The organism is Limosilactobacillus antri DSM 16041 (genome assembly GCF_000160835.1).
GTDB classification, from domain to species: domain Bacteria; phylum Bacillota; class Bacilli; order Lactobacillales; family Lactobacillaceae; genus Limosilactobacillus; species Limosilactobacillus antri.
This window is the reverse complement of the sequence record NZ_GG700732.1, coordinates 469849-482615: the sequence shown is the minus strand read 5'-3', so window position 1 is coordinate 482615 and position 12767 is coordinate 469849. Positions and strand designations below refer to the sequence as shown.

Genomic DNA, 12767 nt, shown 5'->3' with positions numbered 1-12767 from the left:
CGATCATTGGCACGGCACGGGCCGGTGATTGTCCGTAGCTAGACTCTAAGTTCCTGGGTTGGGTCACGCGATATCTTTAAAATATTCGGAACTAAAACGAGGGCCTGCGGCAAAACATAGTTTTGTCACAGGCCCTTTTTAAGTTAGTATCTTATAGCAGGTGGCGCTGCTGGGCATAGCTATACAGTTCTGGTGCGAAGACTGGGGCAGCCATTACCGGCAGGTCGGCAAAGCGGCTGACCCCTTGCAGGGCAAGCAGACGCGGAAGGACAGCCAGCCAGTTTGCAATTTCCTGGTCCAGCGCTTTTGGTCCGGCCGTTTGCAGGATGTTCAGGAAGTAGCCCGCGACCCCGCAGGAGCTTGCCCCCAGTGCCCCGGCCTTGATAACGTCTAAGGGTGAGCTAATCCCCCCGGAAGCAATGATCGGCCGCCCAGTTTTGGCCGCCCGGGCTTCCAAGAGTGCTTCTGGGGTTGTCTGTCCCCACTGTGCGAGGGAGCTAAAGTCTTCCCCGTGGTTGCGCCGGTTTTCAATCAGCGCGAAGTTGGTTCCGCCGCGCCCGCTGACGTTAATTGCTTGAACCCCGGCCTGCGCCAGCTTAGCGACATCGGTCTTGTTCATACCGAAGCCGACCTCTTTGACAATTACTGGCACGGTGAGGGCGGCCGCCAGCTCGCGGAGATTGTCCAGCCAGAAGAAGCGGCGGTCGCCCTCCGGCATTACCAGTTCTTGCGCGGCGTTTAGGTGGAGCTCCAACGCGTCGGCGTCTAACAGCTCAACTGCTGCTCGCGCGTCTGCTAGACTGGCACCGCTGCTCAGGTTGGCAATGACGATCCCGTCCGGATTTTCTTCCCGGATCACCGTAAACGACGCCCGGGCTGTGGGGTCCTTTAGGGCGATGCTAACTGAGCCGGTGGCCATTGCCAGCCGGTGCTTAGCGGCCAGCCGAGCGAGCTGCCGGTTGATGGTTAGTGCCGTCTGACTGCCGCCGGTCATCGCCTCAAGATAAAAGGGGGCGCTGAGTTGGAGTTGTCCGGCTAGTGGGACCTTGAGGTCAACGTCCGTGACCGCCATTTCCGGCAGGGCCGTGTGGACCAGCCGAACCTGGTCAAATGGATGGCTGGCATGGGCCTGGTCATAATACTTTCGGGCGAGGGAAAGGTGTTCGTTTTTGCGTTGTGCTTGACGCGATTCCATAAAGCTACTCCTTAATGGTAATGGGCGGGGCCAGAGCGGGTTAATGCAATGGCAGGTGCTGCTGGACCCGGTGTTTAATGTCCGCGATAAAGTGAACGTTGAGCGGCAGCTGCTCAATCCGGTTTTTAGCCCAGGATTTCAAGACGGCGTTAAAGTCGGCGTTCTGGTCGATGGCGACAATTCCGCAATCCCCGCCGCCAGCGCCCGAGGTCTTCGCAGCGCCGCCAAACTGTTCTGCAATCTGGCACAGGCGGTTTAGGACCGGCGTTTCAATGTCGACGCCGGAGTTCGTCCCGAGTTGCTTGAGCAGATCCCGGTTATACCGAATTTCCTGCTTGATACGTTCGAGGTCCTGCTGGTGGAAGCCCTCCACCATCCGCTGAATACAGGCCTTACTTTCCTCAAGGAAGCGGTGATAATCATCCTGCTGCCGGGCTTTAAAGAGGGAAATCTTGTCCACCAGCTGGGAGGTTGAAGCCGGCTTGCCAGTCCAGCCAATCAGCAGCTGGAGATTTTTAGGGGCGTGCAGGGACTCGATCTGGAGGTCCGGCCAGGGGAGGTCAACCAGCGACTTGATGTCTAGGTATTGCCGTTGCTGGGCAAGCCACTGTCGGTCAAAGGAGTGGTAGGAGATCCAGCCCCCGTAGACCGATGCGGCCACGTCGCCAAGCGAACCGTTGCCCTGGACTTCAAAGTGGGCGATTGCCGCCAGTTTGAAGATTTCATCCTTGCTGACCGGCAGGTTGTAAAAACGGCAGAGGGCCTTGACGGTTGCCACCGTGACTGCCGCGGAGGAACCCAGGCCGTACTTGCGGCCGTTCTGGCTATCGAGCTGGCTATCGATCTGTAAGTCGTAAATCCGGAGTTCCCGCTCAAATTGCCGGGCGTATTCTTCGGTGACCTTAATGGCCGAGAGAATGTAGGAAAAGGGGTTGTCCCGTTTATCCACGACCATCTGGTCACCCATCCGCCGCCATAGCAGCTGGTTGTTGTGGTATTGCTGGCTGAAAATCTGTCCCATCTCCCGCGCCGATTCCTTAATCGTGCAGGTGACAAACTGGTCAAGGGCGACCAAAACCGCGGGGTAGCCATTTTCGACCACGGCATATTCGCCAGCGATGTATAGTTTTCCTGGTGCTTTTTCAGTAATCAATTGTCTAATTTCCCTTCTCATCCAAATTAATCATTCCAAATCTTAATTCCCGGTCCCGGTTTGGCAACCACCAGCCGGTCGGCACCAAGCTGGTCCGCCAGTGATGAGTAGACTGCCTCCCGGTTGACCCGGTCGTAAATTACCTTGACGTTGGGCCCGGCATCCATCGTGAAGTAGCAATTAATACCGTTAGCCCGGAGTTCCCGGACGATGGCCATCGCCTTGAGGGTATCACTGTCAAAGTAGGTGAAGCCCGGGGCGGCCGAGAGCGTCAGGGCGTGCATTCGCAGGGCGTTTTCTTCGGCGATCGCCCCGATTTGGTCAACGTCCCGAGCAGCAATCGCTTTTTTGACCGCCACCATGTCGTGGGCGACCACTTCTGGCCAAAGCCGGTAATAGGGGGATGTCGCGACGCTCTGCTGCATCCCGAAGCGGCTGGAAATCTTCTTCTGACGGGTGTCAATCAGGATCGCAATCATCTCAATCCCAAAGTCAACTTCTTCCATAATCGGGACCGCGTAGGAGGTTTGGTCGTCGTTACCGGCTTGCCATTCGACCAAGCCGCCGTAAACTGACCGCGTTGCCGACCCGGACCCACGCCGGGCCAGTCGGGAGAGGCCGCGGCGGTCTAGCTGCAAGCCGGCGGCCTGACTGGCGGCACCGGCCAGGGCCGCAAAGGCGGAAGCGGAGGAGGCGAGCCCGGCTGCGGTCGGCACGTGGTTGTGTGAATCAACCCGGGCCCGGGCGGTGAGGTCGCTGCGTTGCCGAACGATGTCCAGCAGGCGGGTAACCTTGCGTGCGGCGGGGCCGCCAAGTTGCTGGCCGTTAATCATTACCTGGTCGCTGGCCAGTTCCTGGTCAAAATCAACCGTGGTGGTGGTGTAAAATTCATCGAGGGTCAGGGACAGACTATCCGTCTGCGGAATTATCAGTTCCTGGTCTTTTTTGCCCCAGTACTTGACTAAGGCGATGTTGGTGTGGGCTTTTGCAGTCGCCATTAGATTGTTCCTCCTTGATCCAGCGGTTGAATCCAGGTCTGGGCGGCACCATGTTCCTTGAGAATACTGGCGAGGCGCCGGGCCCCGAGGGCGGTTTCCATGATGGCAAACATACAGCCACCACGGCCGCCTCCGGTTAGCTTGGCCCCCCGGGCACCATTAGCCCGGGCGACGGCAATCAAGTGGTCGAGCTGGTCGTTGCTGACCCCGAGGGCTGCCAGGTCGTCCTGAGCCGCATCTAGTGCCACCCCCAGCTTGCCGACTTCATTGTTTTGCAAAAAGCCGCGGACATCCCTGACCAGCGACCCCAGGTGTTCGATATGCCGGTTGGCAGTTGCCGGGTCTGATTGAATGAGTGCCTGGACATCCGTGATGGCCTCTTTAGTGGCGCCCTTGACTCCCGTATCGGCAATGACCATTGTAGCCGTCAGGTTCATTTCCAGTGCTTGGCCGGCCTGGCCCTTAACGTAGTACAACGGCTGAGCAGATGAACTGGTCGCCGCGTCTAGGCCGGAGGGGCTCCGGTGGGTGACCTCTTCTTCAATGTCGGCGAGTTTGAGCAGCGTTGGGCGATCCAGGGACTTTTCGTAATAATCAAAAAAAGCGCGCACAATCGCGATTGCGGTTGCGGCAGATGACCCCATTCCCCGTTCTGCGGGCAGCTCGCTGGCAATGGTCAGCCGCCAGCCGTCCTGTTCACCGGCAAAGCGCTGGCAGAGCGCCTCAATCAGTTTTTGAATGCCGCGCATCGCCGCCGGTAGCTGGCTGAGCGGCCCGTTGTAATAGCGGCTGGCAATGAGCTGCTCATGCGTTTGCCGTTGCTCGATGGTCGCCGTTAGCTTAACGCTGGGAAGCGGGAGCGCAATCGCGGGCTGACCGTACACGACACTGTGTTCTCCCATCAAAATAATTTTGGCATGGCTCGTTCCAATCCCCTGTTGTTTCACCATCGTAACCTACTTTCTCAGATAAAAATTCCATTTTCCATCATAACTTAAAATAGTCTAATGGAAAAGGGGGAGAACCTACTCGTAACTAAATCTAAAGAATTCACCGACATAATCACCCGCGGCTGGGGAAGAATGGTGTATCATATTATTGTAATAAAATAGGAGAAATCCGGTGATATTTTGCAAAAGAAAACTAAGCGGCGGTCACCAAAGCGTGATCGAACCGCGCCAATCTATTCAGTGGTCGACCTGGAAACGACCGGTACCAGTGTAAACCATGGTGACCGCATCATTCAGGTCGGCTGTGTCCTGGTTCAGGACGGCCAGGTGATCAACCGCTTTGAAACCAAAATCAACCCGCGGGAAAGGATCCCCCGCGCGGTCGTGCAGCTGACCGGGATCCAGGAGCGGGATGTGCGTAAGGCCCCGCTCTTTGAGGATGTCGCAGGAACAATCTATAGCTTGCTGACGGGGACAATCTTCGTGGCCCACAACGTCAACTTTGACTTCCCGTTTTTAAACGCGGAGCTGGAGCGGGCCGGCTACCCGCCGCTATCGATTAAGGCCATTGATACGGTGACGCTCAGCCAGATCCTGTTGCCGACGGCGAAGAGTTTTCGCCTGCGCGACCTGACCAGCAGCCTGCAAATTGAACATGACCACCCGCACAGCGCGGTTTCTGACGCGGAGGCCACCACGGGCTTACTGGTTGACCTGCTGAAGCGGGTTCATGACCTGCCGACGGTGACCCTCGACCAGTTGGTTCAGATGAAGTTGGACCTGCCCCAGCAGACGGCCGACGTCTTGGCGGCGGAACTTGACCGGCGTCGGACCCATCCGCAGCCACTCAGTGAGGACTTATTCGTTAGTCACGGCCTGGTTTTGCATAAGCAGCGGCCCCTAGCGGTCGAAAAGTCCACGGCCAAGGTTCGCTATCCGGCGACCCGGCGGGCGAAGGAAAAGCTCTTCCAGGACCAGCTCGATTTTCGGCCGGTCCAGGCCAAGATGATGAATAGTATCTATAATAACTACACGCATGACGAGCCGAAGAACATGGTTGTCGAGGCCGGCACTGGGAGCGGCAAGACCCTCGGCTACCTGTTGCCGTTGGCCTATGCTGCCTTTCCAGATAAGCGGATCGTGGTCAGCACGGCCACCAACCTGCTCCAGGAACAGGTCGACAGCCAGGCGGTCCGCCAGCTCAACCGGGTGCTGCCGTTTACGGTCAACAGCGTCGTGGTCAAGGGCAACCAGCACTATATTGACCTTGCCAAGTTCGTTCACTCCTTGAGCGTGATTGAGGATTCCAAGCTGGTGCAGCTGATTAAGGCTAAAATTCTCGTCTGGCTCCTGCAGACGACGACCGGCGACCTCGATGAGCTCAACCTAACGGCCACTCATTCACCATACTTTACTGAAATTCGCCACCGGGGGGTCCGAACGCTCAACCCGAAGAGCGAGTTCTACAAGGATGACTTTTTAGTCCGGCGGGACCAGCGCCTGGCCCAGGCAGACGTAATTATTACCAACCACTCCTACCTGGTGGCCCATGCCGAGCTGCTGGGGGATGGCACCCGGCGGCCATACCTAGTGGTTGACGAGGCCCAGCACCTGAGCCGCAATATTCTTCGTCAGTCGCGGCGCCAGTTTAACTTCCAACAGATCCGGGCCGCCGTGCACATTCTGGACGGCCTGGTTAATAACGGTAGCGAACGCAACCTGGTCAATATCTTTGCCGACCATCCCCTGGGGAGCTATAACGTCGAATTGCTCCGAGAGGACCTGCAACACGTGAGCGAGGCCGTCAACCAGTTCCAGCAGGCGCTTTACCGGCAGTTTATGCAGCAAACCAGCACGAACGCGGAAAATGAGCTAATTGAACAGCCACTGGAGAACGAACAGCTGGAGCAGCTCTTGGACATCGGCGGTCCGGTGATGATGGAGCTGGAACAGGCCCTGGGCAGCGTGCAGCTGCATTTTTCCGCCCTCCGGCATATCTTTGGCCAGCAGGCGGGGCGGTGGCTGCCCAGTGACCGCTACCTGATGAGCCAGTTTCAGAGCCAGCTGACGACGCTGGTGGATGCCGATACGACGCTTAATAGCTTTAACGAAACCCTTCGCCAGCGGGGCGACGAGGCGGCATTCTGGCTAACGATTCGGCAGTCGGCAGAGCACAGTACGATGGTCCTGCGGGGCGGCCTGCTCTCTGCTAACCACTTTTTGACGGAACAGGTCTATCCCTACTTTGCCCAACCGCTCTTCGTCGGCGCAACCCTCTTTAGCTCGAGCCGGTCGCAATACCTGTACCAGCAGTTGGACTTGGACCGGCGGGGCACGCTGACCAAACGCTTTGCTTCGCCGTTTGACTACCAGCACCATTCCAAGGTCCTGATTGCTAAGGACGCCCCCCTGCCGGGCAACCAGAAGAACGCGGACTACGTTCACTACCTGGCCCGGACGATTTACGACCTGACTAAGGACAGCAATTGTCAGACGATGGTCCTGTTTAATTCGCTGTTGATGGTTGACCAGGTCTACTCGCAGCTGCGGGAGACGGACCTCTTTAACCAGCGGGACATCCTGGCCCAGGGGATTACCGGCAGCCGGGAAAAAATCCTTAAGCAGTTTTCCACCGGTGAAAATGCACTCCTGCTGGGGGCGGCCAGCTTCTGGGAAGGGGTTGACCTGCCGGACACGGCCTTGGAGCTCCTGATTATCACCCGGCTGCCCTTTGATTCCCCCGACGAGATTATGAACCGGGCGTACAACAGCCTGCTCAAGCGCCAGGGCAAGAACCCCTTCTACCAGTCGGAGCTGCCGAAAGCGACGATGCGCCTGCGGCAGGGGATTGGCCGGCTGATCCGCAGCGAACACGATACCGGGGTAGCGGTAATCCTCGACCCGCGCCTGCTGACCCGCCGCTATGGGCAGACGATGATGAAGAACCTGGAGCGGGACTACCCCCTGACCGTGTTGCCGACCGCCCAGCTGGTGCAGACTGCTAATAATTTTATTAAAAAGCACCATTAATTAACGCCAGTTAGTAATTTTTTGGTATAATCTAAAAGATTGACATCAGAAGCCGAGGAAAGGATAGCAAGAATGCAAAGTCGACGTGAAGTTCAACAAGCACAGAGCCGCGGTTCGTTTCGCAAGCGAGTCCGCAACGTTTTGCTGGCAATCCTGGTGATCTTGCTGGTGGGGTGGGTGACGTACGCGGTCAGCAATCAGCCACGGGCGGCCGCTCGCCGGCAGGCCATCCAGCTGGCCAAAAAATATGGTCACCTTCAGGATCCACAGAAGTTTTACATCTATAACCGGGAGAATACCTTCTACACGGTTGCCGGGAAGAACCGGCAGGGTCAAGCCATCCTGGTGATTGTCCCGCAAAAGGGCGGAGACCTCCGGGTGCTCAAGCAGGCGGACGGGCTATCTGCCCAGCAGGTCCGGACGATGACCAGGCAGCGCCGGCACCCCAGTGCAATTCTCAAGGTTGCACCAGGCGTCTTTAATAATAAGGCCGTTTGGGAAGTTACCTACCGGAATAGTAAAGGCCGGCTGTGCTACGACCTGATCAACTTCAAGACCGGCCAGTATGTTCAAGAGATTAATAACTTATAAAGTCGTCAAGAGGTTGGGGGAAAACACGATTTTCTCCCAACCTCTTATATCGGAGGGGTGTTAAATGGCGGATAATGTTTTGCAGCGCTACCTGGCGGCGGGGGAAACCCTGATCAGCAACCTGTTGCTCCACCACTATAAGGAATTGGGGCTGACCACTGCTCAGCTGGTGCTCTACCTGCAGTTTAAGTCTTACCAGGATCATGGGGTGGCCAACCCGGATATCCGGCAGGTGGCCAAAAACTTGGGAACGTCTGAAGTCCAGGTCTTTGACCAGTTGCACCAGATGATGGTCAACGGCCTGGCGGAGCAAAAAATGCAGCGGCAGGCGGACGGCAAGGAAGAGGCGGTGTATGATTTTACACCGCTGATCAGCCGGCTGGTCCTCTACGATCAGCAGCAGACCGACCAGCAGGCGGCGGATACGGGCGCTAATGAGCGGATGAAGACCTTCAACCAGCTGGAAGCCGAGTTTAACCGTCCTTTGTCGGCAATGGAGATGCAGATTGTAAATGACTGGCTGGATAAGGATAGTTACAGCCCGGTAATGATTAAACTGGCCCTGCGGCAAGCGGTGTTAAACAGTGCCCTCAACCTCAAATACATGGAGCGGATCCTGGAGAGCTGGGCGCGCCAGGGCTTACGCAGTCAGCATGACATCGAAGAGCACGAGCGCCAGTTTGAGAAGCAGCACGGCCAGGCGCCGGCTTCAACCGGCAAGGGCAAGCAGCCGCGCGGCCCGAAGATCCCAATTTACAAATTGGGCGAGTAAGAGTAGAGAAGGGATGGATGAAAATGGATAATAGTAATTTGTCACGGCAGGTAATGAAAGGGATTGGCTGGGCGGCCCTCGCCTCCGTTATGTGGGGGATTTCCGGGACGGTACTCCAGCTAATCTCGCAAAACCTGGCAATTCCGGCCACTTGGATGCTGTCGACCCGGACCCTGATTACCGGAGTAATTCTATTGGCAATCAGTTTCTGCATTTATGGGAAGCGCACCTTTGACGTCTTTAAGACCAAGGAAACCGCGATCTCGGTTGTAACCTACGCCATCTTCGGATTGATGCTGAACCTGCTGACTTTCTACTACGCGGTCCAGACGGGGAATGCCTCTGCGGCAACCATTTTACAGTACCTGTCACCGCTGTTTATCGTTCTCGGGGATGTTGTTATCCTGCGGGAGCGGCCCCTGCGCAGTGACATCATTGCCTTTATTCTGGCGATGGTTGGGATCGTGATGTGTGTTACCCGGGGGAACCTGCATTCACTGTCGCTGCCAGTAGTTTCCCTTTTGTGGGGCCTGGGTTCCGGGATTACCGCGGCGTTTTACGTTGTCCTGCCGAAGCGGGCGGTAGCCAAGAATCCGCCACTGGTGGTACTTGGCTGGGGGACGATGATTGCCGGGGTCCTCTTTAACCTTTACCGGCCAATGTGGGTCAACCCGCCGCACATCTCGACAACCCTCGTGCTGTCGGTGGGGACGGTGATCCTGTTCGGGACGATTTTACCATTTGGCTTGCTGCTGCACGCAACCAACTTTGCACCATCGGACGTGGTCAGCATCATGGATGCCCTGCAGCCGATCGTAACCTCGGTCTTGAGCGTGATTTTCTTCCACATCTTCATGAACTGGGTGGAAATTATCGGAATTATCCTGGTCCTGGTTGCCATCTACCTCTTGCAGGACGGCCGCCGGAAACTCCAAGTGTGAATATTTGATTTAAGAAACTAAAAAACGTCGTCAGCAACGGATTATTCGTTGCGACGACGTTTTTTAGATGGCAACGGCCCTTGCCAGAATTATTTTTTCTGGTAAGGGCCGTCACTTTAGATGATAATCATCATTTCATGATTAACTTTTTCTGGAACAGAGTTGTTTCTAGCGGCTAATTATTGGCCGCCGGCATTACTTGGTGGCGTCTGTTGACCATTGTTGTTATTATTAGCAGCATTCCCGTTCGGCGTGGTTGTGTTAGCACTGCTGGACTGGGTAGTGGTGCTGGAGCTGTTTTGCTCCTGACCATTGTTGCTAAAGACTGACGAGGAAGAAATAATTGAACTGCTGAGTGACGATGACCGGCTCTCGCTGCTGCTACTGCTTTCATCATCGTCATCGATCGCCGCGTATTCTAAGGCCCACTTTGAATCCTTAATGACCAGTTGACGCTTGCCATTAACCCGGACGGCTTCGACCGTATCCGGCATCTTCCAGTTAGAGGCGTGGTTCCGACTGTCGAGGTATTCCATCTCTGACTTGTACAGCCATTGGGCAGAGTTGGTATAGGTATCGGAAATCGGGCTGGCCGATTGCGGCCGGTCATAACCGGTCCAAACGGCAATTGAGTAGTTCTTGGTGTAGCCAGCCATCCAGGAATCCATGACCCCAGATTGGTTGCCGCCCGGATAGTTGGTCGTCCCGGTCTTTCCGGCCTGGTTGACCCCACTGATGTTGGCTTCCCGTCCGGAACCCTGGGAATCGGTGAAGACGCCCTTGAGCATATCGGTCATCATGTAAGCGGTCGCCTTGTTCATTGCCTGGTGCCCCTTGGAACTGAAGCGCTTGACGTTGCCGTCCTGGGTAGTAATCGAAGAAATGTAGTACGGTTCGTAGTAGGTCCCGCCGTTGGCAAAGGCCGCGTACGCCGCGGATACTTGCAACGGTGAAATGTACAAGCCGATCCCGTTTTGCAGGGTGTACGGCTTCTTTTGCGAAATCCCCAGCCCGTTCAGGAAGGTCGTTGCCCGCTTGATTCCCACGTCTTGCAGGGTCCGAATGGCGGGCACGTTCCGCGACTGGACGAGGGCCGCCCGCATCGTCATCGTTCCCTTGTACTTATTATCAAAGTCGTGGAGGGCGATGCTGGTCCCCGGGTAGTAGAACTTGGTATCCTGGACCGCCTTGAAGGTTGGCCACTGAAGATACTCAATTGCCGGACCGTAATCCATTAACGGCTTGGCGGTCGAACCGGAACTCCGGTTGGTCTGCACGGCCCGGTTCAGACCGTAAACCACGTTCCCCGTGTGCCGGCCGCCGAGCATGGCAACGACCTGACCATTGTGCGGATCAGTGATTGCCACGCCGGCCTGCATCTGGTTGCTTTGGAACGGAACGGTGTTATTTGCCGCGTTATAGAGGTGCTTTTGGGCGGCCAGGTCGATGTTTGTGTGGACCTGCAAACCATCATTGTAAGGGTTGTAGCCCTTTTCCTGCAGGTTGGCCAGCACTTCTTTGATGTACGGGTCAATGACCTTTTCATCGACGTTCACGTCCCCGTTGGAGGTATTACCGTGGCTTGAGTCCAGGTCGGCGGTGATACTGTCCTGGGCTGCCTTATCCGCCTGGGCCTGGGTGATGTACTTGCTCCGCACCATTGCGTTCAAGACCTCATTTCGCCGACGGGTCGCTGCCTGGGTGTTGCTTGACAGTGGGTTATAGTAGGTCGGTGACTGCGGCATCCCGGCCAGCAGGGCTAACTGGGAGAGGCTCAGCTGGTCGAGGTCCTTGCCGTAGTAGTACTGGGCCGCAGTTTGCATTCCGTAAACCCCGTTACCCATGTAGACCTTGTTAATGTAAAAATCAAGGATCTGGTTTTTGCTGAAGTGACGTTCCACGTTGATTGCCAGCCAGGCTTCCTGGGCCTTCCGTTTAAAGGTCCGGTCTGAAGCGGCTGTGGAAAAGACGGACAGTTTAACCAGCTGTTGGGTCAGGGTACTACCACCCTGCATCCCATCGGAGCGGCCAAAGATGTTCGCGGTCGCAGCCCCCGCGATCCGAATCGGGTCGACCCCGTGGTGCTTGTAAAAGCGGCGGTCCTCAATGGAAACGACCGCGTGCTTCAAGGTTGCTGGAACCTGACTATCCTTGGCGTATTCACGCTTTTGCAGGCCCAGCCGGGAAATTACCCGGTTCTGGCTATCATAGATAGTGGTTCCGTTTTGACTAGCTAACTCGCTTTGACTAATCTTCGGCGCACTCGACGCGTAGTAAAAGAAGAGGGCAGCGCCGGCGACAATCAGCAAGATCACGACCCCGACGATTGACAGGATAATCTTCTTGACTAAACCGCCGCTTCGTTGCTCCTCATCGCGCTCTTCGTCGGGTTGCCGGCGGGAACTGCGAGTCGGTTGTTCGTTATTCGACATGATAGGCTCCTTTGTTCTTTGCAGCGATGATTTGATCGACTGCTTGAAGATATGGCAAGCGCGGATTCAACTGGTAGTCAATTGAAAATCCCGCCTGCTGAATGTCGGTCAGCAGAATTGATTTGCGGCCACCACTAGCCTGGGCATCCCAATACCGGATCAGGGTGCTGGCCGGCAAGAGGTAAACCAGGTCTAACTCGGTAAACTTGATGAAGGCAAAACAAATGCCGCCCTGCCGCACACACTCTTGCATATGCCGGATTTGGTGCTCGTGGAAGTTCTTTAGCGGGAAGGACCGCTTGTTGCGGGTCTCCTTCGCGTCAAAATCAATGTAGTAGCCCTTGTAGATGCCATTGTAGTCGGTAGTCGAAGGCCGCCGAAAATAGGCTTCCTTAATAACCGCGGCGCTCCGTTTCGGGTAGTCAACTTTGACCAGCTGAATTGGCGTCGGCTTTTTATGAATAACTGCAATGTGCCGACTGAGGTAGTACTGGTTACTATGGTTGATTTCATCTTCCAACGACATCCCCCGCTTCGCATAAATCGACTGGTGGGGGGTCGGTAAATCCCGGTTAGCGTGATATGATTGGTGAGGGTGCTGACCATTGGGATAGTGAATAGTCAATTTGCTCACTCTCCTAACTAGCAATATATTATACCAGAAAAATTGTGCGATGATTGATACAGAACAGTTACGGGGGTGAA

At 56.0% G+C, this 12767-nt stretch carries 10 protein-coding genes; 4 read left to right on the top strand and 6 right to left on the bottom strand.

Annotated elements, in window-relative coordinates:
* Window positions 1–151: 151 nt before the first annotated feature.
* The 4 genes from fni to mvk are packed head-to-tail and all read right to left on the bottom strand — an operon-like array spanning window position 152 to window position 4296.
* The gene (gene fni, locus HMPREF0494_RS02250) at window positions 152–1195 is read right to left on the bottom strand and encodes a type 2 isopentenyl-diphosphate Delta-isomerase (protein ID WP_007123296.1); all 1044 of its coding nucleotides are present in this window, start codon (window positions 1193–1195) and stop codon (window positions 152–154) included.
* Window positions 1196–1235: 40 nt separating this feature from the next.
* Window positions 1236–2348, bottom strand: coding sequence for a phosphomevalonate kinase (locus HMPREF0494_RS02245; RefSeq protein ID WP_040458671.1), 1113 nt, complete (start codon window positions 2346–2348; stop codon window positions 1236–1238).
* Between the two features lie 26 nt (window positions 2349–2374).
* Entirely contained in the window at window positions 2375–3346 is a 972-nt protein-coding gene (gene mvaD, locus HMPREF0494_RS02240; RefSeq protein ID WP_007123294.1) for a diphosphomevalonate decarboxylase, read from the bottom strand.
* Window positions 3346–4296 (bottom strand): mevalonate kinase, encoded by a 951-nt coding sequence (gene mvk / locus HMPREF0494_RS02235; protein WP_007123293.1) that lies wholly within the window; start codon window positions 4294–4296, stop codon window positions 3346–3348. The genes mvaD and mvk overlap by 1 nt, the downstream gene beginning before the upstream one ends.
* A gap of 180 nt (window positions 4297–4476) precedes the next feature.
* Between mvk and HMPREF0494_RS02230 the strand changes: the two genes are divergently transcribed.
* The 4 genes from HMPREF0494_RS02230 (at window position 4477) to HMPREF0494_RS02215 (ending at window position 9630) form a co-directional block, all read left to right on the top strand.
* On the top strand, window positions 4477–7326 hold the full coding sequence (locus HMPREF0494_RS02230; RefSeq protein ID WP_040458670.1) for a helicase C-terminal domain-containing protein: 2850 nt from the start codon (window positions 4477–4479) through the stop codon (window positions 7324–7326).
* Window positions 7327–7398: 72 nt separating this feature from the next.
* The gene (locus tag HMPREF0494_RS02225; protein ID WP_007123291.1) at window positions 7399–7917 is read left to right on the top strand and encodes a cell wall elongation regulator TseB-like domain-containing protein; all 519 of its coding nucleotides are present in this window, start codon (window positions 7399–7401) and stop codon (window positions 7915–7917) included.
* A 64-nt stretch (window positions 7918–7981) separates the two neighbouring features.
* Entirely contained in the window at window positions 7982–8689 is a 708-nt protein-coding gene (locus HMPREF0494_RS02220; RefSeq protein WP_007123290.1) for a DnaD domain-containing protein, read from the top strand.
* 17 nt (window positions 8690–8706) lie between these two features.
* Window positions 8707–9630 carry a DMT family transporter gene (locus HMPREF0494_RS02215; protein ID WP_007123289.1) on the top strand — a complete coding sequence of 308 codons (924 nt, stop codon included), beginning with the start codon at window positions 8707–8709 and terminating at the stop codon, window positions 9628–9630.
* 179 nt (window positions 9631–9809) lie between these two features.
* On the opposite strand, the gene HMPREF0494_RS02210 is transcribed toward HMPREF0494_RS02215, so the two are convergent.
* Window positions 9810–12062, bottom strand: coding sequence for a PBP1A family penicillin-binding protein (locus HMPREF0494_RS02210; RefSeq protein ID WP_007123288.1), 2253 nt, complete (start codon window positions 12060–12062; stop codon window positions 9810–9812).
* Window positions 12052–12687, bottom strand: coding sequence for a Holliday junction resolvase RecU (recU, locus tag HMPREF0494_RS02205; protein WP_040458669.1), 636 nt, complete (start codon window positions 12685–12687; stop codon window positions 12052–12054). The genes HMPREF0494_RS02210 and recU overlap by 11 nt, the downstream gene beginning before the upstream one ends.
* Window positions 12688–12767 lie beyond the last annotated feature (80 nt).

What these genes read in the sequence shown, in the direction of transcription:
- HMPREF0494_RS02225 (WP_007123291.1), top strand. Translation starts at nt 7,399, where the DNA reads ATGCAAAGTCGACGTGAAGTTCAACAAGCACAGAGCCGCGGTTCGTTT.
- HMPREF0494_RS02210 (WP_007123288.1), bottom strand. Translation starts at nt 12,062, where the DNA reads ATGTCGAATAACGAACAACCGACTCGCAGTTCCCGCCGGCAACCCGAC.
- HMPREF0494_RS02215 (WP_007123289.1), top strand. Translation starts at nt 8,707, where the DNA reads ATGAAAATGGATAATAGTAATTTGTCACGGCAGGTAATGAAAGGGATT.
- fni (WP_007123296.1), bottom strand. Translation starts at nt 1,195, where the DNA reads ATGGAATCGCGTCAAGCACAACGCAAAAACGAACACCTTTCCCTCGCC.
- HMPREF0494_RS02220 (WP_007123290.1), top strand. Translation starts at nt 7,982, where the DNA reads ATGGCGGATAATGTTTTGCAGCGCTACCTGGCGGCGGGGGAAACCCTG.
- mvk (WP_007123293.1), bottom strand. Translation starts at nt 4,296, where the DNA reads ATGGTGAAACAACAGGGGATTGGAACGAGCCATGCCAAAATTATTTTG.
- mvaD (WP_007123294.1), bottom strand. Translation starts at nt 3,346, where the DNA reads ATGGCGACTGCAAAAGCCCACACCAACATCGCCTTAGTCAAGTACTGG.